Origin of the sequence: Spirillospora sp. NPDC029432, from assembly GCF_040703975.1 — a bacterium.
In the GTDB taxonomy this organism is placed as follows: Bacteria; Actinomycetota; Actinomycetes; order Streptosporangiales; family Streptosporangiaceae; genus Spirillospora.
In genome coordinates this window covers 204,294-226,458 of sequence record NZ_JBEZWH010000004.1, presented here as the reverse complement: position 1 = coordinate 226,458, position 22,165 = coordinate 204,294, and the positions used below count along the sequence as shown (strand labels likewise).

The window sequence follows — 22,165 nt, the reverse complement described above, 5'->3', positions numbered from 1 at the left end:
ACCTGGCCCTGACCGCCTTGGCCCTCATCCTCGCCGCCGGCTGCCTCCCCCAGATAGGCAAGGCCGCAACCACCCTCGCGCCCCGCGGCCAACATCCCCCAACTGCCGCCCTAGTCACCACAGCCCCAAAGCCCCCCACGCCGGGCAAGGCAGCCGCGGATGCCGTTCCCACCAAACCGGACAACGGCGCGGGCGCGGGCCTCGTCCTGAAGGCACCGGACCGGCCGGACGGTCAACCTGGCGGCAAGAACGGCTCCGGGCACTGCCTCGCCAAGAAGGCTCTGGCAGAGGCACCAGGAGCGGTGACGCCGGCCACCGCGCCCCTCCCCGTCCCGCCCGTCGTGCTCCCCGCCTCCATCACCGACGGCTCAGCGATGCCGGCCGTGATCGTACGAGCGGCGGACTCCGAGCCCATCCCCTCCCCACCCGACCTCTCGGGACTCTGCGTCCTACGCATCTAGAAGCCGCCCAGGGCATGCCGATCCGGCCGACCGGACTACCTCCACGGCCTCTTCGCGCACCACAGCAGCCCACCACCGGCGTCCCACCTGGCGGCTCACACCTGAGGTCTGCCGCATAGCGGCTGCCCGGCAGATGCCTGGCGCCGAGCCGGAAAGCGGCTGGCAGTTGGCCGCCGACAGCGAACGGGTTAGGGCCCAGTACCTGACGTCCGCGCCCACTCCTGGCGGCTGGCGGCTGACGCCTGCTAGCAGAAGGCGGTTGCTCCCTGACAGCCGGCGGGGTTGGCGCCACCACGGGGCGTCCGCGTTCTGCACTGACGCCTAGTGGCTGGCGCTTGGCGCCTATCGCCATGGCGGAAGGCGGTTGCTCCCCGACAGCTAGCGGGGTTGGCGCCACTACCTGACGGCCACGCCTGGCGGCTGGCGGCTGGTGCTGACCAGCTGATGTCCACGCCTGGGGTCTAACGCCAATCGGCTGACGGCTGACGGCTGGCGTCCGAGCCTGCGCCGAACGGCTGGCGGCTGAAGGCAGAGGGCTGGTGGCTAGGGCTGGTTCTGGCGGCTGACGGCTGCTGTCCGACGTCCGGCACCCGATGGCTGGCGCCTGTGGCCTGGTGTCCGGTGCTTGGTGGACGACGCCGTGCTGCTCGTGGCTGGTGGGACTGGTGTGCGCGATCGGCTGCCCTGTCCGAGTCCGATCCCGTTTCTTTCGCAGAGAGGTACCTCAATATGCCCGCGTCCCCTACGAACTCCCGTGCGAGAACGTCCGGACGGCGCCGTCCGATCGTCATCGGCGCCGTGCTGCTGGTCCTCGCGCTTCTGCTCGGCCTCGCCGCGCTCGGAGGCGGCCGTGACCGTTCCGACCAGCGCACCTCCGCTCCCGCGTCGCCCTCGGCGTCCCCTTCACCCAGCGGCCCTGACCTGGCCCGTCGCAAGGAGGGTGATCCGTTCGCCCTGGGCCGCGCGGACGCCCCGGTCGTCATGATCGAGTACAGCGACTTCCAATGCCCGTTCTGCGGCAGGTTCGCCCGCGAGACCAAGCCTGAGCTGGTACGGAAGTATGTGGACACCGGCGTTCTCCGGATCGAGTGGCGCAACTTCCCGATCTTCGGGGACGAGTCCGAGTCCGCGGCCCAGGCGGCGTACGCCGCGGCACGGCAGGGGCGGTTCTGGCCGTTCCACGACCGGCTGTACGCCGAGCCCCGCCGCCGCAACTCCGGCGACTTCGCGGACGAGCACCTGCTCACCTGGGCCCGCGAGGCCGGTGTCCCGGACCTGGGGCGGTTCCGCGCGGACATGAAGAGCGGCGAGGCCGCGGACGCCGTCGTGAACGACCAGGTCGAGGGCTACCAGGTCGGGGCCGCCAGCACCCCGGCGTTCCTGATCAACGGCCGGCCGATACTGGGCGCGCAGCCGTTCACGGTCTTCGCGCAGGCCATCGAGGAGGCCCGGGGACGATGAACGGCATCGGCTACCTCGCGGCGCTCCTCGGCGGCGTCCTCACGCTGCTCAGTCCGTGCAGCGCCCTGCTGCTCCCGGCGTTCTTCGCCTACTCGTTCACCGAACGGACCCGGCTCGTCGGCCGAACGGCGGTCTTCTACCTGGGCCTATGCGCGACGCTCGTCCCGCTGGGCGCCACCGGCGCGTTCGCCGGCCGGCTGCTGTACGGGCATCGGGACCTGCTCATCGGCCTCGGCGGCTGGACGATCATCGCGTTCGGCGTGGCGCAGATCGCCGGCCTGGGCTTCGGCTCGCCCCGCCTCCAGCGGCTCGCCGGGCGCCGCGGCCGGACGGGCTCGAACCTGTCGGTCGCACTCCTGGGCGCCGTCTACGGGCTGTCCGGCTTCTGCGCCGGACCGCTGCTCGGCGGCATCCTCACCGTCTCGGCGGTCGGCGGAGACCCCGTCTACGGCGCGTCCCTGCTCGCCGTGTACGCCTTGGGCATGGCGGTACCGCTCTTCATGCTGGCGCTGCTGTGGGACCGGTTCGACCTGGGGCACCGCCGCTGGCTGCGGGGACGGCCGGTCCGGCTGGGACGGTTCCGTACCCACTCGACGTCGCTGGTCGGCGGGCTGTTCTTCATCGTCCTCGGAACGGTCTTCCTGCTCTTCGACGGCACCTCGGCGCTTCCCGGACTGCTCGGCCCGGACGCCGAGTTCGCCGCCGAGGAGTGGATCTCCCGGGTCGGCGGGGCCGTACCCGACGGCGTTCTCCTGGGAGCTCTCGCAGCAGTCGCCGCGGTCGTGGGCACCACCCTGCTCGTACGCTCCTTGAAGTCCACGCACGACCCGCGCCCTGACCACCAGGAACAATCCTCGACTCCGCTCTAGCCCCAACCGCCCCTGCCGCCCGCCTTGGGTGGCAGGGGCGAAACTTCGGGTCCCGCCGGTGCATGCCTGGATTCGAGAGGCGGACGCTACGCGGTGCCGGGCGAACGAAACCGAGGGCGCGTACCCCGTGCCGAGTGAGTCCGGAGGCGAGTGAGACCGGGGAAGGGTGCGGCTGGAGGCGGGTGCGGGTGGCGCTAGTCCAGTTCGGCGTCGTGGGCGAGTAAGGCGATCTGGGTTCGGTTGTCGAGGTGCAGCTTGTCCAGGATCGTGGAGACGTGGCCTTTGACCGTGGCCAGGCTCATGAAGAGGTCCGTTGCGATCTCTGCGTTGCTGCGGCCTCGCGCGACCGCGAGGACGACCTCGTGCTCGCGCGGGCTGAGGACGGCGAGGGCGTCACGGGCCCGCTGGTACGCGCCTGCCTGGTCGGCGGCGCGGTCCATGAGCCTGCGGGTGATCCGTGGTGACAGCATCGGGTCTCCCGACGCGACCCGGTGGATCGCCCGGACGATCTCCTCTGGCGGGGTGTCCTTCAGGAGGAACCCGCTGGCCCCCGCGCGCAGGGCCCGCAGGATGTTCTCGTCGGCGTCGAACGTGGTCAGGACGATGATCTCGGGAGGGTTGGGGCGGCTCCGCAGCCGGCGGGTCGCGGTGATGCCGTCCACGCGCGGCATCCGCAGGTCCATGAGCACCACGTCGGGCGCGTGGGCGTCGGCCGCCGCGGGAACCTCGTCGCCGTCAGCGGCGTCGCCCGCGACCGAGATGCCGTGGGCTCCGTCGAGCATCATGGTCAGCCCGGCCCGTACGAGGGCGTCGTCGTCCACGACGAGCACGCGAAGGGGACGGGTCACGACGGCCATGGTAGCGACGCGTGCAGCCGGAACTCGCCCGCCTCCGCCGCATGGTCGAGGCTCCCGCCGGCCAGCCGGACCCGTTCGGTCAAACCCACCAGTCCGGTGCCCGCTCCCTGGACGAGGGGCGGCCCGTGCCGCAGGCGGTTGCTGACCTCGACCTCCAGCCTGTCGCCGGGGCCGCCCGTGATCACGATGTCGACCGGCAAGCCCGCCGCGTGCTTGCGGGCGTTGGTCAGCGCCTCCTGGATCACCCGGTAGGCGGTACGGCCCGTCGCGTCCGGGAGCGCCGACGGATCGGCCACCTCGTCGCGCACCCGCACTTCCGTACCGGCGTCCCGGGACTCATCGACCAGCCAGCGAAGATCGGTCAGCACGGGCTGGGGCCGTTCGTCGGCGTCCTCCTCCTCTCGCAGGATGAGGATCACGTCGCGAAGTTCGTCCAGGGCCTGGTGCACACCTGCGCGGACCACGCCCGCCGCGCGGGCCAGCTGCTCGGGCGGGGCGTCCGGCCGGTACTCGAGCGCGCCCGCGTACGTGGCCAGCAGGGAGAGCCGGTGTGCGAGGACGTCGTGCATCTCGCCGGCGATGCGTCTCCGTTCGAGCATCCGCGCCTCGGCCACCCGCCGCCCCTGCTCCGCCTCGGCCCGGCGCGCCCGTTCCCGCAGGGATTCGAGAAGCGCGCGCCGCGCCCGCGCCATCGCGCCCCATCCCCAGAGGGCCCCGTACCCAACGACGGTCAGGAACAGCCACCAGCCGAAGCTGATCCCGTCGCTCGGCCGCCACAGCCCCCGGATCGCGTGGGCCGCGATCCCGGCCGCGGCGATCGCGGCCGCGACGGGAAAGTCGCGGCGCTGCGCGACCTGCAGGGCGCCCAGCGTCGCCGGCGGCGTCGCGGCGGGTGACAGCGCGGCCAGCACGGTCAGGCCGAGCGCCCCAGAGACGGGGCGCCAGAGCAGGAGCGGAGACAGCAGCCACCCGCCCACGGCGACCGCGAGGTCGAGAGCGAGCAGCCGCCCGTCTGGAGGACTCCAGAGCGTCAGCCCGATCAGCACCCCCATCACGGCGAGGACGGCGAGGGCCGCATGTCTGCGATCGTTCATCACCGGCGCAGGCTAACCTCGCGCCCCGCCGCTCCGGCACCTACCAAAGTCGGTGTCGACCCCGACCTCGGTCGGGGTCGATCCAGCCGCGCGGCCCATGTGCCCGCCATGCCTCGGCGGTCACACTCCGTGGCATGAAACGAAGCCCGCGTCCACAGCGGCTCCTCCGCCCCTCTCCGCCGGGTCCGCCGGGCGTCCCGCGACCGCGCCGAGCCGTCTCTCGCTCGTCGGCGACGCCCGTGGTGTTCACCTTTTCTCCGGCCATGACGCTTCAGGAGTACGCATGCCCATCGGATACCTGATCACCGCGGCGCTCGCCGCCGCTTTGGTCTTCGTTCCCTTGACACCACTGCGTTTCCAGGGCTTCCTCGGCGTGATGGCGCTCAGGCTCGGCTTGGTGAGCATCGAGCTGCCGCTTCTCCCCCTCTACTGGCTGACCGCCTCCACGCTCATAGCCGTCGCCCAGGACGACCTCGCCGGTCCGGTCGGCTGGACGGCGTTCGCTCTCGTCACCCTCACGGTGGCGATGCTCGTCGTCTTCCTCCGGCGGGGTCTCCAAGCCAGGGCACTGGTCGAGCGGTACGCGGGCGAGAAGCCGCCCTTGTCGATCGCGCGCCATCTGGCCGGGGGGCTCTACATGCGGCGCCGCGGTGTCGAGCGCGTCGCGAACATCCGCTACGGGGACGCCGGCGACCGCAATCTCCTGGACGTCTACCGGCACCGCTCCCACCCGGCCAATGCTCCAACGCTCGTCTACTGGCATGGAGGCGGCTATTACAGCGGGCGTAAGAACCGCGAAGCCCGCTCCCTTCTCCACCGGCTCGCGAGCCAAGGATGGGTGTGCGTCAGCGCGAACTACCGCCTGCGCCCGTCCGCGACGTTCACCGACCATCTCGTCGACGCGAAAAAGGCGATCGCCTGGGTGCGGGAGCACGGCCACGCGTACGGCGCCGACCCCGCCACCGTGTTCGTGGCGGGCGGCTCCGCCGGGGCCCACATGGCCTCCATCGCCGCCCTGACCCCGAACGAGCCCGCTCTCCAGCCCGGCTTCGATGACGCGGACACTTCTGTATCCGGCGCCATATGCCTCTACGGCTACTACGGCAATTACTACGGTCTCGACGAACACTCCTCACCCATGGCCCATATCCACAGAGACGCGCCGCCGTTCTTCCTCGCGCACGGTGACCGCGACTCGATGGTCCCGGTAGAGAGCGCCCGCCTCTTCGCGGACCGGCTCCGCGACGCCTCCGCCCAGCCGGTCGCCTACCTGGAGCTGCCCGGAGCGCAGCACTCCTTCGACCTCTTCCACTCACTCCGTTTCGAGGCGGTCATCCATGCGATCGAGACGTTCACCGCGCGGGTACGCGGCACACGGTCGCAGACCACCGAGCTGGGCGGCGACCAGACGACCACCGTCGCCCCGCAAGCCATTCACAGCACACGCCTACAGAAGAACGAGGCCCATTGACAACCGTATGACCAGCATTCACACCGTCGATCCACGCACACCACACACCCATGGAAACCGAACCCACCGATAACCCGACGACGATCACCCGTCCCTCGACACACCCGCACGACACGGCCACGGAAACAGCGAGACCAACCATCGGAGTGCGTCTGATGCCACAGACGGAATGGGCCACGGAAACGCATCCTGAGGCGGATGCGAAATCTGACGCGGCAGGAGCGAAGGCTGCGGGAGGCGTTCCTGGAGGGCCGCCGGCTCGTTCTCGGCGCCGAGAACGCCGAGCACGGGGCGAGCTGGGGACCCGAGCGCGTGATCCGGGCCGAGGTGATCCGGGATCTGCTGACCGGAACGCCGGCCGCGCACGACGGCGGGGTGCCCGCGGTACGGCTCGCCGGCGCGCGGGTCACCGGGCGGCTGGACCTGAGGTTCGCGACCGTCGTGCATCCGCTGAGCCTGCGGTCCTGCTACTTCGACTCCAAGCTGGACCTGCACGGCGTCCGCTGCCGCGAGATCGACCTGACCGGCTCGCATCTACCCGGCGGGCTGCGGCTGTCGACGGCCGAGATCGACGGGCATCTGCTGCTGGAGGAAACCAGGATCGACAGGTCCGTACGGATGATCGCCGCGCATGTGGCGGGTGCATTGTTTATGAACGGGGCGCGACTGCGCGGCGGCCGGTCGCGGTCGACCGCGCCGGCGTTCGAGGCGGACATGTTGCGGCTGGACGCCGACATGCTGTGCAAGAACGGCTTCCAGGCCCATGGGGAGGTGCGGCTGCCCGGAGCGACGATCGGCGACACGATCCACTTCGACGACGCGCGGCTCGGGAACGGCGACGACTGCGCGCTCAACCTCGCCCGGGTCACGGTCGGCGGCGACCTGCTCGGCCAGGGAACGTTCGACGCGAAGGGGGAGGTCAACCTCGAAGGCGCGGAGGTCCAGGGCCGCCTGTGCCTGGAGGGCGCGCGGATCCGGCGCCGCGGCGACCACGCCCTGGCCGCCGACCGGCTCGTCGTGCGGGGCGAGCTGCGGCTGGCCCGGCTCCGTACCGAAGGCGGGATACGGCTCCTCAACGCCCAGGTCAGCGGCCCGGTCAACCTCGACACGGCCGACATCAGGAATCCGGGCGGCGTGGCCGTCCACGCCAGCGGGATCACGGCCGACGGGATGTACTGCCGCATGGGCTTCACCACGGAGGGCGAGATCCGGCTCTCCGGCGCGCGCATCACCGGGCCGCTCGACTTCCGCGGCGCGATCCTGGACGACGGCGGCGGGCTGAGCCTCGGCTGCTGGTACGTGACCGCCCGCGAGCTGATCCTGCTGCTCGCGCGGCCGGTGAACGGCCGCGTCGATCTGCGCTACGCCGAACTTGGCCTGTTCAACTACTCCCCGGAGGCGCTGCCCGCCGAACTGCGGCTGGACGGGCTCGCGTACAACGCGATCGCGCCGGCCGGGAACGTACGGAACGGCCTCGGCCTGCTCGCCCTCGAACCCTCCGGTTTCCGCCCCCAGCCGTACGAGCAGCTCGCGAGGACGTACCGGGCGATGGGGCACGACGCGTTCGCCCGCGAGGTCCTGCTGGCCAAGGAGCGCCGCCGCCGTTCCGGGCTGCCGCGCCCGGCCAGGCTGTGGGGCCATCTGCAGGACGCCGTCATCGGCTACGGCTACAAGCCCGTCCGGGCCGCGGCCTGGCTCGCCGCGCTGGTCATTGTCGGCACGGTCCTCTTCCAGGCGTCGCCCCCTCGCGCGGTGGACCCCAACCGGGCCCCGGCGTTCAGCGCGTTCGTCTACACGATCGACCTGATGGTGCCGATCATCGATTTCGGCCAGCGCAAGGCGTACCTGTCCCCGAACGGCTGGCAGCAGGCCGTCACCTACTGCCTCGTGGCCCTCGGCTGGATCCTGGCCACCACCATCGCCGCCGGACTCACCCGCGCCCTGCGGCGCCAGTAAGCCCGTTCTGTTCCCGCCCTACCCGCCCCGACACAGCCGGGCACGGCACGGCACAACTTCACCCGGGCGGAACACACCGGCACAACTGGTCAGAGTTGTTCTTTTCGGAGGTTACGGAGAATGCGGCGGAGGCGGCCGGGTTGCTGGGGCCGAGGGTCGAGGGCGGGCTCGGCCGGAGAGTCGGCCGGGGCGGCGGTACGGGGCGGGGGCGGAGGACCGGCCAGCTCGTACTCCACCGGCAGGGAGCGCAGGCCGCGCATGAACGGAGAGGAGCGCCACGGGAGCTGATCGGTGGGCAGGGCCAGGCGCAGCCCGGAGAAGCGGTCGAAGAGGCGGCCGATGGCGATAGTGGTGAGGGTGGTGGCCAGCTCGCGGCCCATACAGCCGTGCGGGCCGGTGCTCCAGGCCAGGTGGGCGCGGGAGCTGGTGACGGAGTCGGCGTTCAGGTTGTCGGTGAAGATCGGGTCGGTGTGCGCGGCGGCGACGGAGACGCACACCGCGTCGCCGGACGCGATGGTGTACCGCCCCATCCGCACGTCGGAGCGCGCGAAGCGGAAGGAGAGGTTCGCCTCCGGCGGGTTCGCCATCGAGACGCGGTTGACGGTCTCCTGGAGCATCCCGGCCGAGAGGCTGTCGCGGGCGGCGGGATCCCCGGCGATCACCTCCGCGATGGTGCTGGCGATGAGCGTGCCGCAGAAGTCGCTGAGCATGGCGACCGCCAGCGTCAGCTCCTTGCACAGCTCCTCGACGGTCAGCGTGGGATCGGCGGCGATCATGTACGAGGTGAGGTCCTCGCCCGGATTCGCCTGCCGGGACGTGATCGTCTCCTCCAGCGCGGCATGGATCCGGACCATCGCCTCGGCCGAGTCCGGACCCGCGTCGACGATCCGCCACAGATCCATGAGGAGGTCGTCGCCCCGGCCGTCGTCGAAGCCGACCAGGCGGTTGAGGACCATCAGCGGCAGCGGCCGGGCGTACTGGGCGGCGAGGTCGGCGTGCCCCGTCCGGCTGGTGCCCTCCGCCAGCAGCGTGATCAGCTCGTCGGCATAGCCGGTGATCTCCTTCTCGAGCCGGCGGGCCTGCGGGGAGGTGCGGTTCTGGAACGGTTTGAGCCCGGTGGCCCAGGCGTTGCGCAGGCGGTCGGCGTGCCAGCCGTCCTGCATGAGGACGCAGTCGTTGGCGAACGCAGCCCGTACCGGCCAGTCGGCGGGGACCTTCCCGTCGGCCCAGGCCCGCCAGGAGGCGGTGTTCTTGTTCCACTGCCCCTGCCGGTCCCGGAGGATCTCCAGCGACTGCGGGTAGCCCACGACGAGCCAGACGGGAACGCCGAGCAGATCGACGGGCGCGACCGGGCCGTACTCCTCCCGCAGCCGCCGGTAGAAGTCGGCGGGCGCGGTCTCGAACTCCCTGGTGAGCATGGGCTCGGCCGCCAGGGACTCCAGGGACGGCTCGGTCGAGCCGGCGCCGGCCAGGCGCATGATCATCACTCCTCGCTGTCGGGGCGGAGCGGCGTTCCTGCGCCGTGGACGGTGCACGTGCACGATCCGTTCCAGGGTGGAACCTTAGGAGAGATCGCCTATGGATGTTAGGAATTGCCCAAGATCATCAAGCGCCGCCGCGGCCTCGACGCCCACCTCCTCTCCCTATCCGCCCTGGACGGACAGGTCGCTGCGGCGCCTGCGCGTCAGCCATCGCGCGAGCCCGTGGGTCGCGCCCAGTGCGGCGGCGGTGAAGGCGACGCCCGCGACGGCGTCGTACGGCCGTGCGGGCCGCAGCACACCGGCCCGCCGCAGCCTGCCGCGGGCCCACAGCGAGAACGGGATGACGATCAGTGGCGAGGTGGCGGCGCCGGGGGTGTAGCCGCGGACGGCGGCGGACTGGACGAGGTGCCCGACCCCGTGCAGCCCGAAGGCGAGCAGGACGCTCTGGTACGCGGCCGAGCGTCCGCCGGTGCGGTGGCCGTCGGCGGCGGCAGCGGCGACCAGGAGGCCCATCCCCGAGACGGCGATGGCGAACTCGCCCCCGCCGATCGACTCCAGCCGCCGCCAGACCGGCGCGGGGACCTGCGGGAAGCGTTCCCGGAGCTCGGGCACTCGAGCGCGGACCCAGCGCGGCACCATGATCACTTCTTCGGCGTCATGGACGGCCCAGGCGGCGAGCAGGCCATAGGTGACGCGGCGGTCGACATCGCTCATGATCGCGATTGTGCCAGTACCGGCCGGTAACTCCGGGGCGGCGGGCAGCCGCAGCCGCCTCGGGAGAGCCGGTCCTGCTCGCCGAACGACCGGGGGCCGGATGCCCAGTCGCCGAAGGTCCGGACGCCGGGCGGACGGACGCCGGACGGCCAGGCAGACGGACGGGCAGACGCCGGACGGACGGGCGGGCGGGCAGGCGGACGATCATCGGGTCTCTGGGGCCGGAGGCGCTGGTGCGGGGCGGGGCGGGGTGACAGGACGGGCCGGGTCGTCCACACTGGCTTGCCGGTGGGCGCCGCTGGACCGGTAGATTTCAGGGGCCGGTCTTCTTTGCCCTGTTTTTCACAGCCTCCTTAGGTCCGCAGTGGCAGGGTGTGACTTTTCGTGGTGTCGTCGAGCCCGGAGCGAGTGAGGAAACATGTCCGAGGATGACAAGCCCCGGGGTGAGCGCGCGGTCAAGGCCAAGCTCCCGGCCGCCAAGAACATCCGCAGCCCGGAGTTCAAGCCGCACGGGATCAGCGGTGGCAGTCGCAGCCGCGGTCCGCGCCCCTCGGGCAAGACCGCCGCGCAGGCCAAGAAGCAGCGGCGGATCGCGATCGCGCTGACGGTGGTCGCCGTGCTGGCGATCGCCGGGGGCACCACGTACTACCTGACCCGGCCCCGGCCCGTTCCGACGGCCACGGGGGCGCTCGGCCAGGCACCCAAGGTCACCTTCCCGGAGGACCTTGAGCCCACCGGCAAGCTCGAAGTGCACACCACGATCAGGGGCAAGGGCCCGAAGGTCGCCAACGGCGACACCGCGATGGTGAAGTTCGCCTTCTACAAGATGCCCCCGGCCGGCGACCAGTCCAGCGCCAGCCCGAGCGCCGAGCCCAGCGAGAGTCCCAAGGCCAAGAAGGACGGGGGCGCCGAGTCCCCGATCAACTCGTCCTACCAGCAGCCGGCCGGCCAGCAGGCGGTGCCGATGACCGTCGGCAAGACCGACCTCAAGGGCCTGGACAAGGCGCTGGTCGGGGCGGCCACCGGCAGCCGGCTGGTCGTGGAGATCCCGCCGAAGGAGGGCTTCGGCGACAAGGGCCAGCAGATCGGCCTCGGCCCGAACGACTCGATCGTCTTCGTCGTCGACGTCCTGGCCAACTACTCCAAGAACGCGCAGGCCCAGGGCACCGAGAAGAAGCCGGAAGGCAAGGACCTCCCGCAGGTCGGCGCGGTGGAGCCCGGCAAGGGCCCGAAGGTCACCATGCCGAAGGCCGACCCGCCGGAGAAGATGCGGGTCGAGACCCTGATCGAGGGCACCGGCCCGGAGACCACCAAGGACGACACCGCGATCGTCAAGTACAAGGGCCTGCTCTGGCGCAACGGCAAGGAGTTCGACTCGAACTGGAACTCCGGGCCCACGCCGTTCCCGCTCAACTCCACCGAGGGGATGACCGGTTTCTTCAAGGGTCTGCAGGGCAAGAAGATCGGCAGCCGGGTGATGCTGATCCTGCCGCCCAAGGACGGGTACGGCAAGGAGGGCAACCCGCAGGCCGGGATCAAGGGCGACGACTACACCGTCTTCGTGGTGGACATCCTCGGCACCATGCCCAAGTGACCGGTCACTGACGGCGTACGCGCGACCGCCGCGCGCGGCCCGGACGGCGGGGCATCCATCGGGATGGCCCGCCGTTCGGCATTCCGGCACGCGAACCGTTCACTTCGCGATATCGATGACGACAACCGTTCGGGCGTCCAGTTCGTCCTTCTAATGGGGAGCCATGGGAGTGTGCATTGACCCGCCGAAACCATCGAACCCCTCGGGTATCGTCGGTCACGGAACAATCACGGGGGGCATGTGAGCAGTAGCGACGACGACCCGGAGGGCCGCGCGCCCGACGGGCCACGGGAGGCCGGATCCGCGGCCGAGACCGGCGATGCGCCGCCCCCGCCAAATGAAACCACCCCAGATTCCGACAAATCCCATCAATCCGAGAATGACAGCAGCGCCGCGAACATGAACGAGAACGGCGTCCCGAGCGCCAGCGAAACCGACGACGAAACGCCCCGGACGGAGAACGCCGAGGCCGGCGGCATTGAGCCCGAAGGCGCCGAGCCCGGCGACACGGCCGCCGCAGGCAGCGGCCTCCCCGAGAACGCCGGCGACGCCGAGAACGAGAACGTCGAGGTCGAAGGCGTCGAGGGCGAGGACGTCAAGGTCGAAGACGTCGAGGTCGAAGACGCCCCGCCAGCGACCCCCGAGCCCGCCGACACCGAGCCCGCAGACACCGAGACAGCGGACATCGAGACAGCGGACATCGAGACAGCGGACATCGAGACAGCGGACATCGAGGGGGCAGGCGCCGAGCCCGGCGGCGGCGCGGAGGACGTGAGCGCCGACGCCGGACGGGCCGAGCCCACCAGCACCGCAGCGGCGGACGCCGAGCCCGCAGACACCGGGACGGCGGACGCCGAGGCCGCGCCCGCCTCCTCTCCCTCTGAATCCCCCTCCGAGACCGTCGCCGCCCGAACCGTCCCCTCCGAGACCATCCCCCCTGAGGCAGCTCCCTCCGAGAGCGCCCCCTCCGAGAGCGCCTCCGAAACGACCCGTTCCGAAGCGATCCTCCCCGACGACGACACCCCTGCCGCCGAACCCGACAAGGCCGGCGACACCGCCGCGCTCCCGGCGGACGCGGCAACAGCGGCCGCCGCAGCGGCGGCAGCCACCCCCGCGGCGGCCTCCGGCTCGCCCGCTACCCCCACACCCCCTACTCCCCCCGCTCCCCCGGCCGCCAAGACAGGTGGCGGCGGGAAGTCGTCCAACGGCAAGGGCAAGGGCAAGGTGAAGAAGGAGCGAAGCCGGCCCGCCCGGTACGCGCGGCGGGCGCTGTTCGTCCTGCTCGGGTTCATCGGGTTCTGCGTGGTCGGGTTCGGGGTGGCGTACCTCTTCACCCCGGTCCCCTCGCCGCAGGAGGAGGCCGTCGCGCAGGGGCCGACGTTCTACTACGCCGACGGCAAGACGGTGATCGCCAAGACCGGTGTCAACCGGGACGCGGTGCCGATCAAGCAGATCCCGGAGGGCGTCCGGGAGGCGGTGATCGCCGCCGAGAACAAGAGCTTCTACGAGGACCCGGGCGTCTCCGTACGCGGCACGATGCGGGCGTTCTGGTCCACGGCCACCGGTGAGCAGCTGCAGGGCGGCTCGACGATCACCCAGCAGATGGTCCGCAACTACTACGGCGGCATCGGCAAGGAGCGCTCGGTCACCCGCAAGCTCAAGGAGATCATGGTCTCCCTGAAGGTCGGCCGGGAGAAGCCCAAGGACTGGATCCTGGAGCAGTACCTCAACACGATCTACTTCGGCCGCGACGCGTACGGCGTCCAGGCCGCCGCGCGGGCGTACTACGGCCAGGACGTCAGCCAGCTGACCCCGGCGCAGGGCGCCTACCTGGCGGCCGCGATCCAGCAGCCGAGCAACTTCGCCGAGCCGAGCAGCGACAACCGCGCGTACGTCGAGCAGCGGTGGCGGTCGGTGGTCGGCAACATGGTCGAGAACGGCGCGATCACCCAGGCCGAGGCGTCGAAGATGGCGTTCCCGCTGCCCGCCAAGCAGAAGATCACCGATGTCCTCAAGGGCCAGAAGGGCTACATGGTCAATGTGGCCAAGAAGGAGCTGATCGAGCGCCGCGGCTACAGCGAGGACGAGATCAACCGCAGCGGGCTGAAGATCACCACGACGTTCGACAAGCGGTTGATGGACGCGGCCAAGGAGGCGGTCACCTCCAGCGTCCCGGCCGGGATGAGCAAGAAGATCCGTACCGGGATGGTGTCGGTCGATCCCAAGTCCGGGGAGGTGGTGGCCTTCTACGGCGGCCGCGACTACCTCAAGGAGGCGCTGAGCAGTACGTTCGGCGACTGGGCGCAGGCCGGGTCAGGGTTCAAGCCGATCGTGCTGGCCGCCGCGCTCGACGACGGCATGAAGCTGTACGACACCGTGGACGGCTCGTCGCCGCAGTACTACAACGGCGCGCGGGTGCCCAACGACGGCGGCCGCAGCTACGGCTACGTCAACCTGGTCGGCGCCACGCAGAACTCGGTCAACACCGCCTACGTCAACATCGGCCAGAAGATCGGCCTCGACAAGGTGTCGGCGATGGCCGAGAAGCTCGGCTACACCAAGAAGCAGCTCACGGCCAACGGCGCCAACACGGCGGTCACGTTCCCGCTGGGCGTCGTGTCGGCGCACCCGATCCAGCAGGCGGGCGTGTACGCGACGTTCGCGTCCGAGGGGATCTACCACGAGCCGTACGTGGTGAAGCAGGTCACCGACGGCGAGGACCACACCCGGAAGTTCAGCGAGAAGGGCGAGCGCGTCTTCAGCCCACAGGTGGCGCGGGACGCCTCGTACGCGATGTCGCAGGTGGTCCGCGCCGGCACCGGTACGGGCGCGCAGCTGCCCGACGGCCGCGACGTGGCCGGCAAGACCGGTACGACCGACGAGGGCCGCGCGATCTGGTTCAACGGGTTCATCCCGCAGATGGCGACGACGGTGGCGATGTTCCGCAGCGACGGCAAGCCGCTGAACATCCCCGGGTACGGCTCGTACGGCGGGCAGCTCCCGGCGCAGATGTGGCGCGGCTTCATGTCGCAGGCGGTCAACATCGAGAACCTGTCGCCGGAGTCGTTCGGGTCGCCGTCGTCCACTCCGGGCGGCTACGCCGGACGCCAGCCGGGCCAGACGGGGGACGCGACGCCGACGCGGCCAGGGCCGCAGCGGCCGCCGGACTCCGACCGGCCGGAGACGCCCAGCGACCCGCCACCCGGGGACGGGCCCGACGAGCCGGAGATCCCGCTGCCGCCGGACCCGGACGACCCCGGGCCCGGCGATCCGGGCGGCGGCGGAGGCGACGATGATCCGCCCGGCAACGGCGGTGGCGGCAACGGCGGAGGCGGAGGCGGAGGCAACGGCTGAGCCGCCGGCCGTGACGGAGGCGAGAAGGGAAAGGGGAAGGGCCCGGCGTGATCGCCGGGCCCTTCCCCTTCTTCAGCGGCCCGGCGTCAGGAGCAGGCCTTGCCGATGCGCTGCGGCGTCCCGGTCATCACGCCGTTCAGCTGGGCGGCGTCGCCCGTCCCGATGCCGGCGGCGGCCTTGCGCAGGCCGTCCGCCTCGGCCTTCAGCGCCTTCTTCAGCGCGGCGTCCTCGGCCTTGCCCGCCAGCCCGTCGACGCGGCCGGCCAGCTGCTCGGTCGGCTGCCTCCACTGCCCGGGCTCGGCCGCCGAGACGCTCCGCACCTGCGTCATGTACTGCTGGAACGCCTTCTTGGTGTCGGCGCAGATCTGGTCGGTGTTGTCCCCGCCCAGCAGCCCGCAGCCGGTCAGCAGCCCGGAGGCGCCGAGCACCAGCACACCCCCGGCGAGCACCCGAACCGCCCGGACGGCCCCGTGTCGCATCGCACCCTCCCATTTCGTCCCCGTCGGTCTTGGCATATGATTCCGCACTAGGTCATGAGCGCCAGCGTCAAGCCCCGGCTTGCTGGCCGGCAACCCTTCGTCCGCGATGGGGTGCCCCGGGTGAGGACCTGGCCGGGCGCGACCGCGTTCCGGCAAGCGCGGATCCCGCCTTCCTGCCGGCCACCGGCCGCACGGGATCCCTGGATCCCCGAGGAGGGCCACCGCATGTCTCCCGCCGGTACCGCAACGCTCACCACCACCCGTCCCGCGCCCGTCGCCGCATCGGCGGCCGCGCCCGTACGGCCGCGGCGGAACGCCGACGCTACCGCCCCGCGCGATCTTCCGCGCGTGATCGGCGCGGACGCCTCCGTCCCGCTCGACGGCGGCGGCAGCGTCGCGTACGCCAACTTCGACTACGCCGCGAGCGCGCCCTGTCTGGAGTCGGTGCAGGAAGCCGTCACGCGCGCGTTGCCGTACTACAGCAGCGTGCACCGCGGCGCCGGGTACGCCTCGCAGGTCACCACCGAGGCGTACGAGAACGCGCGCGAGACCGTACGCGGCTTCCTGGGCGCGTGGAAGCGCGACGCGGTCGTGTTCACCCGCAACACCACCGACGCGATGAACCTCCTCGCGCACGCCGCGCCGCCCGGCACCACCGTCGTCGTCTTCGAGACCGAGCACCACGCGTCCCTGCTGCCGTGGAAGCGCGCCGTACGGCTGCCCGCCCCCGCGAGCCCGCTGGAGGCCGTCGCCGCCGCGGACCGCGCGATCCGCGAGGCGCCGGCCGGGCCGCGGCTGCTGGTCGTCACCGCCGCGTCCAACGTCACCGGCGAGATCTGGCCGATCGCCGAGCTGGCCGCGACCGCCCGCGCGCACGGCGCCCGCATCGCCGTCGACGCCGCGCAGCTCGTCCCGCACCGGCCGCTGGACATGGGCGCGCTGGGCCTGGACTACGTCGCGTTCTCCGGGCACAAGCTGTACGCGCCGTTCGGGGCGGGCGTGCTCGCCGGCCGGTCCGACTGGCTGCGCGCGGCGGACCCGTACCTCAAGGGCGGCGGCGCGAGCGCGTCGGTCACCGGACGCGGCGACGCGACGCGCTGGTCCGCCGACGCGCAGCAGCGGCACGAGGCCGGGACCCCGAACGTGCTGGGCGCGCTGGCCGTCGCCGCCGCCTGCGAGACGCTGGCCGGAACCGGCTGGGACGCGCTCGTCCGGCACGAGGAGCGGCTGCTGGCCAGGCTGCGCGAAGGCGTCGCCGGCATCCCCGGAGTGCGCGAACTCACCCTCTGGGGCGAGGGTGTCCCCCGGGTGGGAATCCTGTCGTTCGTCGTGGACGGCTGGAACGCGCGGGACGCTGCCCTTACCCTGTCGGGGACCTATGGCATCGGCGTCCGGGACGGCAAGTTCTGTGCGCACCCCTTCGTCCGGCACCTGCTCGGCGGCGCCGGACGGGCGGCGGAGTCGGCGGTGCGCGCGAGCTTCGGCGTCGGGACGGAGGACGAGCACGTCGACCGGCTGCTGGACGCGCTCCGGCGGCTGGCCGCGACGGCGGGCGAGCGGCGGGCCGGGTAGGGGCCGCGATCCCGTGCCCCTCGTGGACGGGCCGCCGGTGGGGGCACTTTGGCCCTGTACGCCCATGTAGCGTAGGCGGGTCCGTAACTTGCAAGTCAAGAGCCCGGTCGCCGGGCCCGGGACGGGCAGGATGGGCTCCGCCGGGTTTCCCGGCGGACCCGGGATGAAGGCGGCACGGGATGAAACAGGGGGTGGCGACCGTGGCCGACGCGTGGCGACCCACGTCGGAACTCGAGCGCCGGCTGCAGGAGACGGTGCGGAGCGGAGACCAGGAGGCGTACTTCCGCCTCCTCGCCGGCAGCGAGCTGGTGATCCCCGTACCGCCCGCCCAGGCCGACGACGTCCTCGCCGACCAGGCGCGGCCGAGCTGGCCGGTCCAGGAGGAGGACGGCCGCACGCACGTGCTGGCCTACACCTCGGCGGCCGCGATGCGCGACTGCCTCGGCCCGGCGTACCGGCACTACCTGCGGCTCAGGTTCACCGACCTGGCCGAGACCTGGCCGGACGCCCGGTGGTGGCTGGCCGTCGACGTGCCCATGCCCGGCACCGACGGCGCCGTGCTGCCGATCGAGGCGCGCCTGCCGGCCTGGTTCGTCAGGCAGGTCGCGGACGGCGACGCCCGCCCCCCGCGGGCCGGCCGCCGCACCCCCGACACGCCGGACCACGGCGCTCTGCCGCCCGTTTCCACGCACCCGCAGCCCCAGGCCCCGGCGTACGGGGACGGGCCGCACCAACCGCTCGCGAACTCCACGGGCCCGCTCCCCGCCGGCCCTCCGCAGTCGTCGCCGAACGCGATGGGTGCGCTCCCCACCAGTGCCCCAGAACCGCCGCCTAACGTCACCGGCCCGCTGCCCGCCGGACCGCCGCAACCGGCGCCGGACGCCACGGGCTCCGTGCCCCCAGGCGCGCCTCAGCATCAGCATGAGGCGCCCGCACCCGGCGGCGCGCACTCGTACCAGGACGCGCCCCCCAACGCCGAGCCGCTCGCTCCGGGCACCCCGCCGTACGCCGCACCGCAGCATGCGCACGAGGCGCCCGCGATCCCGAACCCCACCCCGCCCGGCGACCCGCACCAGCCGCCCGCGCACCACCAGGGCCTCCCGCCCGCCGACCTCCAGGGCCCAGCGCCCACGGGCCCGTCCCCCGTACAGGGGACGCCCCCGAACGTCCCCGGGCATGGCGTCGGCGGCCCGCAGGTCCCCGCCGATCTCCAAGGACCGGCATCCACGGGACCGCAACCCGCGCAAGAAACACCGCCGAACGTCCCCGGCAGCCCGCAGGCGCCCGCGGACTTCCAGGGCCCGACGTCCACGGGACCGCAACCCGTACAGGAGACGCCGCCGCACGTCCCCGGCGGCCAGCAGGTCCCCGCAGACCTCCAAGGGGCAGCGTCCACCGGACCGCAGCCCGTCCAAGGGACGCCCCCGAACGTCCCCGGCGGCCCACAGGCGCCCGCCGACCTTCCAGGGTCAGCGTCCACGGGAGCGCAGCCCGTTCAGGGGACGCCCCCGCACGTCCCCGGGCATGGCACCGGCAGCCCGCAGGTCCCCGCAGACCTCCAAGGACCGGCATCCACGGGACCGCAACCCGCGCAAGAAACGCCCCCAAACGTCCCCAGCGGCCCGCAGGTCCCCGCGGACTTCCAGGGCCCGACGTCCACGGGACCGCAGCCCGTACAGGAGACGCCGCCGCACGTCGGCGGCCGTGAGCCGGGTGGTCCGCAGGCGTCCGTGAACGCGCAAGAGCCAGCCACTCCGGGCGTCCCCGCGGGGAGCGGGGCGGGCGATGGCGATCCCTCGGTGACCGTGAGCGACCTGCCCGCCGTGCCGGGTGCCCCGGACGGGCCGCCGCCGGACGCCGCGGACGCCACGCGCGGCATGCCGCTGCCGTCCGCGCCGCCCGACGCACGCCCCGGCAAGCACGCGGCATCGGCGCAGGCGCAGCCCGACACCGACGTGCCGGTCGCGCCGCGCCCGCCGGCCGACGGCGACTCGCAGCTGCCCGAGGGCGGGGTCGCCGCGGCGCTCGGAGCCGACACCTCGACACCGCCCAACGCCGACGTCACGCGCCTGGACAACCCGGCCGTACCGGACGAGCCGGCGCAGTGGGAGGAGCTCCACGACCAGCACAAGGAGCTGCCCCGCAAGGAGGAGCGCCGCCCCGAGTTCCAGCCGGCGAACGACGTCGAGCGCGCCCTCCTGCGCGCCGCCGCCAACAACGACCACGACCTCTTCCTCCAGTCGCTGGCCGACGCCGAGGTGCTGCTGCCGGTCCCCGAGGAGATGGACTACACGCTGCGTCCCGGCCGGCCCGGCTTCCCGTGGCAGACCCGGGAGGTGGACGGCACCACGGTGATCCCGGTGTTCACCTCGCCGGAACGCCTGGTCGAGGCCGCTGGCACCGCTGGCACCGCCGGCACCGGTGCCGGGAACGACTTCATCAAGCTGCCGTTCACCGTGGTACTGCGCTACTGGCCGGGCGACGGCCGCGCGCTGGCGATCAACTCCGGTTCGCCCGCGGGCGGCACGATCCTGGCCGAGCAGCTGCCCGGCCTGGCCGTCTGGGCCGACCAGCGCGCCGCCCGCCGGATGTCGGACGGCTTCGAGCCGCAGAACGACGTCGAGCAGCGCCTGTTCGAGGCGGCGCTGCGCCGCGACACCGACGCGTTCGCGCAGATCCTGCTGGGCTCCCAGGTCCTCGTTCCGGCCGAGCAGGAGACGCCGTGGGGCATCGCCCCCGACGACCCCGAGTTCCCGTGGCGCCCCGTCCCGGTGCAGGGCACCGTCGCGATCCAGCTGTTCACGTCGCTGAAGTGGATGAACGAGGCGATCGGATCGTCGCGGTTCGTCATGCCCAGCCTCCAGGAGATGGCGGCCGCCTGGCCGGACGCCGAGTGGACGCTGGTCCTCAACCCCGGCACGCCGATCGACGCCACCATGCCGGGCGAGCAGGTCCGGTCGCTCGCCGGCACGGCCCGTACCGAGCCCGTCGAGCCCGCCGAGCCCGCGGCTCCGGCCGCACCGGCCGCGCCGCCGACGCCCACGGAGCCGATCCGCGCCGAGGAGCCCGCCGCACCGGCCCCCGAACCAGCGCCCGAGCCCGCGCCGGAACGTCCCGCCGAGGCCGAGTTCGAGCCCGGCAACCGGATCGACCAGGAGCTGTACGAGGCGGCGCTCGCCGGCGACTCCGACGCGTTCCTGCGCGTGCTGCTCGCGGCGAACGTCCTGGTGCCCATCCCGGAGGACGCGCCGCTGGAGGTCACCCCGGTCCAGCGCGAGTTCCGCTGGGAGGCGGCGCTGCGCGGCGAGCACGCCGTGCAGGTCTTCACCTCGCTCGTTCGGCTCCGCGAGGTACTGCCGGAGTCGCGGTTCGTGTACGCGGACTTCCGCGAGCTCATCGGCTCCTGGCCGCACCGCGACTGGGCGATGCTGCTCAACCCCGGCACCCGCATCGGCGCCTCGCTGCGCGGCGACCAGGTGCTGGCGCTCAGCGAGTGGGCCGTCCGGGTCGGGCTGGTGCAGCCGCGCCCCGAGGTGCCGACACCGCCCCCGTCCCACAGCCCGGCACCGGCACCGGCACCCGACGCGACGGTCACCGACCTCCCGCCGGTCCCGCCGCGGACCGACCGGCCCGCTCCCGCGACGGAACCGCACCCGGAACCGGAGCCCGAGCCGGAGACCCGGCCCGAGTCCGCCGATCCGGCCGAGCCGCTCCGGCACATGCGCCCGCCCGGCCGCCCGGAACCGGTCGCGCCGCTGCCCGAACCCGACGGCGACCGGGTCCCGCAGCCCACGATCATGCAGAAGGTGATCGCGCACCACCACGTCGCCTGGTACCTGGAGCAGGGCTACGACCGCGTCGGCGGCTTCGTGCACCCGACGTCCGACGTCGCCGAACTGCAGACGCCGATCCAGCTGTACGAGACCCTCGGCCTGCTGTACGAGGACGCGCCGTTCCAGCCCGGCGACGAGGGCGTGCACGTGATCCGCTGGCCCGCGTACTGCCCGAGCCTCTACCGCGTGCCGTTCGGCGGCCAGACCGAGGAGGAGCTGGCCGCCTGGGGCGAGTCCGGCTGGGTGATCGAGCGCGCGCCGTTCCACGGCAGCGGCTTCGCGCCGGGCAGCGCCGGCTCGATCCGGGAGTACAAGGTCGACAGCGTCCGGCTCCCGTTCGGCGCCGAGATGTACTACCTCGCCCTCGACGGCACCGAGCACTTCGTGGCGATGTACGACCCGGACCGGCTCGCCTGGCTGCGCCCCGAGTCCGGAACCGGACGGCAGGACGACTGGGACGGTCAGGAGGTCGCGAAGTGATCCGGGACGGCTACGTGGCGCGCTGGCTCGGCCGCGATTTCGAGGCGTCCCCCGGGGCCGACGGCGAGATCCGGCTGTACACGCCGGAGCCGACCGACGGCTTCGAGGAACTGCGCCCGGACCGCTTCCGGCGCATCGTCCCCGCGTCCGAGGTGGAGAACCTCCGCTACATCCGTACGACGTGCACCTGGCGCGGCGAGCCGTTCGCCATCGTGGGCGAGCACGAAGGCTGGCTGCGCGTCGAGTACACCGGCGGCCGCGCCCCGGTCGCCGAACGCCTCGGCCTCGACCGCATCGACCAGGGAGTCTGGCAGACCTGGGCCCCGCGAACCGAGATCGAAGATCTGCAGGAACGCTTCATATGATCACGTAGGATCCTGCCGATGGGGTTGCTTTGCCCCACAGATCCGTGTTCGCATGACTTCTGCGACGATCCCGGGGTATACGTGCCCCGGCGCTCAACGATGACGCGAACGGCGCGACGGAGGT

The 22,165-nt window shown here is 72.4% G+C and carries 14 protein-coding genes and 1 riboswitch; of the genes, 9 read left to right on the top strand and 5 right to left on the bottom strand.

Annotated elements, in window-relative coordinates; all coding sequences use genetic code 11:
- Positions 1-1,259: 1,259 nt before the first annotated feature.
- Both AB0881_RS04860 and AB0881_RS04855 read left to right on the top strand, forming a co-directional pair.
- Entirely contained in the window at positions 1,260-1,922 is a 663-nt protein-coding gene (locus AB0881_RS04860) for a thioredoxin domain-containing protein (protein ID WP_366614257.1), read from the top strand.
- Complete coding sequence (locus tag AB0881_RS04855) at positions 1,919-2,791, top strand: cytochrome c biogenesis CcdA family protein (RefSeq protein WP_366614255.1); 873 nt, start codon at positions 1,919-1,921, stop codon at positions 2,789-2,791. Before AB0881_RS04860 ends, AB0881_RS04855 begins: the two co-directional genes overlap by 4 nt.
- 194 nt (positions 2,792-2,985) lie before the next feature.
- On the opposite strand, the gene AB0881_RS04850 is transcribed toward AB0881_RS04855, so the two are convergent.
- Entirely contained in the window at positions 2,986-3,648 is a 663-nt protein-coding gene (locus AB0881_RS04850; protein ID WP_366614253.1) for a response regulator transcription factor, read from the bottom strand.
- On the bottom strand, positions 3,636-4,742 hold the full coding sequence (locus tag AB0881_RS04845) for a histidine kinase (protein ID WP_366614252.1): 1,107 nt from the start codon (positions 4,740-4,742) through the stop codon (positions 3,636-3,638). Before AB0881_RS04845 ends, AB0881_RS04850 begins: the two co-directional genes overlap by 13 nt.
- Positions 4,743-5,025: 283 nt before the next feature.
- Between AB0881_RS04845 and AB0881_RS04840 the strand changes: the two genes are divergently transcribed.
- Both AB0881_RS04840 and AB0881_RS04835 read left to right on the top strand, forming a co-directional pair.
- Positions 5,026-6,213 (top strand): alpha/beta hydrolase, encoded by a 1,188-nt coding sequence (locus AB0881_RS04840; protein WP_366614251.1) that lies wholly within the window; start codon positions 5,026-5,028, stop codon positions 6,211-6,213.
- 198 nt (positions 6,214-6,411) lie between these two features.
- A complete protein-coding gene (locus AB0881_RS04835) occupies positions 6,412-8,169 on the top strand; it encodes a hypothetical protein (protein WP_366614250.1) in 1,758 nt (585 codons plus the stop codon).
- 89 nt (positions 8,170-8,258) lie between these two features.
- Here AB0881_RS04835 and AB0881_RS04830 read toward each other — a convergent pair whose 3' ends face one another.
- Positions 8,259-9,653: a cytochrome gene (locus AB0881_RS04830; protein WP_366614248.1), complete on the bottom strand. Its 1,395-nt coding sequence runs from the start codon at positions 9,651-9,653 to the stop codon at positions 8,259-8,261.
- A 159-nt stretch (positions 9,654-9,812) separates the two neighbouring features.
- Positions 9,813-10,364, bottom strand: a complete 552-nt coding sequence (locus AB0881_RS04825) for an HXXEE domain-containing protein (RefSeq protein ID WP_366614247.1) — start codon at positions 10,362-10,364, stop codon at positions 9,813-9,815.
- A 418-nt stretch (positions 10,365-10,782) separates the two neighbouring features.
- Here AB0881_RS04825 and AB0881_RS04820 point away from each other — a divergent pair, with 418 nt between their 5' ends.
- Together AB0881_RS04820 and AB0881_RS04815 are read left to right on the top strand one after the other, a co-directional pair.
- Positions 10,783-11,958 carry an FKBP-type peptidyl-prolyl cis-trans isomerase gene (locus AB0881_RS04820; protein WP_366614245.1) on the top strand — a complete coding sequence of 392 codons (1,176 nt, stop codon included), beginning with the start codon at positions 10,783-10,785 and terminating at the stop codon, positions 11,956-11,958.
- 399 nt (positions 11,959-12,357) lie between these two features.
- Positions 12,358-15,312, top strand: a complete 2,955-nt coding sequence (locus tag AB0881_RS04815; RefSeq protein ID WP_366614244.1) for a transglycosylase domain-containing protein — start codon at positions 12,358-12,360, stop codon at positions 15,310-15,312.
- An 86-nt stretch (positions 15,313-15,398) separates the two neighbouring features.
- On the opposite strand, the gene AB0881_RS04810 is transcribed toward AB0881_RS04815, so the two are convergent.
- A complete protein-coding gene (locus tag AB0881_RS04810; protein ID WP_366614243.1) occupies positions 15,399-15,791 on the bottom strand; it encodes a hypothetical protein in 393 nt (130 codons plus the stop codon).
- A 50-nt stretch (positions 15,792-15,841) separates the two neighbouring features.
- Positions 15,842-15,956: riboswitch (SAM riboswitch) on the top strand.
- A gap of 60 nt (positions 15,957-16,016) precedes the next feature.
- Between AB0881_RS04810 and AB0881_RS04805 the strand changes: the two genes are divergently transcribed.
- The 3 genes from AB0881_RS04805 to AB0881_RS04795 all read left to right on the top strand — a co-directional run bounded on the left by AB0881_RS04805 (position 16,017) and on the right by AB0881_RS04795 (position 22,041).
- On the top strand, positions 16,017-17,363 hold the full coding sequence (locus AB0881_RS04805; RefSeq protein WP_366614242.1) for an aminotransferase class V-fold PLP-dependent enzyme: 1,347 nt from the start codon (positions 16,017-16,019) through the stop codon (positions 17,361-17,363).
- A 179-nt stretch (positions 17,364-17,542) separates the two neighbouring features.
- Positions 17,543-21,676: an SseB family protein gene (locus AB0881_RS04800; RefSeq protein WP_366614240.1), complete on the top strand. Its 4,134-nt coding sequence runs from the start codon at positions 17,543-17,545 to the stop codon at positions 21,674-21,676.
- Positions 21,673-22,041, top strand: coding sequence for a hypothetical protein (locus tag AB0881_RS04795; protein ID WP_366614238.1), 369 nt, complete (start codon positions 21,673-21,675; stop codon positions 22,039-22,041). The genes AB0881_RS04800 and AB0881_RS04795 overlap by 4 nt, the downstream gene beginning before the upstream one ends.
- Positions 22,042-22,165 lie beyond the last annotated feature (124 nt).

Coding starts and splice junctions, on each gene's coding strand:
- AB0881_RS04855 (WP_366614255.1), top strand. CDS start 1,919: ATGAACGGCATCGGCTACCTCGCGGCGCTCCTCGGCGGCGTCCTCACG.
- AB0881_RS04850 (WP_366614253.1), bottom strand. CDS start 3,648: ATGGCCGTCGTGACCCGTCCCCTTCGCGTGCTCGTCGTGGACGACGAC.
- AB0881_RS04845 (WP_366614252.1), bottom strand. CDS start 4,742: ATGAACGATCGCAGACATGCGGCCCTCGCCGTCCTCGCCGTGATGGGG.
- AB0881_RS04840 (WP_366614251.1), top strand. CDS start 5,026: ATGCCCATCGGATACCTGATCACCGCGGCGCTCGCCGCCGCTTTGGTC.
- AB0881_RS04835 (WP_366614250.1), top strand. CDS start 6,412: ATGCGAAATCTGACGCGGCAGGAGCGAAGGCTGCGGGAGGCGTTCCTG.
- AB0881_RS04830 (WP_366614248.1), bottom strand. CDS start 9,653: ATGATCATGCGCCTGGCCGGCGCCGGCTCGACCGAGCCGTCCCTGGAG.
- AB0881_RS04825 (WP_366614247.1), bottom strand. CDS start 10,364: ATGAGCGATGTCGACCGCCGCGTCACCTATGGCCTGCTCGCCGCCTGG.
- AB0881_RS04820 (WP_366614245.1), top strand. CDS start 10,783: ATGTCCGAGGATGACAAGCCCCGGGGTGAGCGCGCGGTCAAGGCCAAG.
- AB0881_RS04815 (WP_366614244.1), top strand. CDS start 12,358: ATGAACGAGAACGGCGTCCCGAGCGCCAGCGAAACCGACGACGAAACG.
- AB0881_RS04810 (WP_366614243.1), bottom strand. CDS start 15,791: ATGCGACACGGGGCCGTCCGGGCGGTTCGGGTGCTCGCCGGGGGTGTG.
- AB0881_RS04805 (WP_366614242.1), top strand. CDS start 16,017: ATGTCTCCCGCCGGTACCGCAACGCTCACCACCACCCGTCCCGCGCCC.
- AB0881_RS04800 (WP_366614240.1), top strand. CDS start 17,543: ATGAAACAGGGGGTGGCGACCGTGGCCGACGCGTGGCGACCCACGTCG.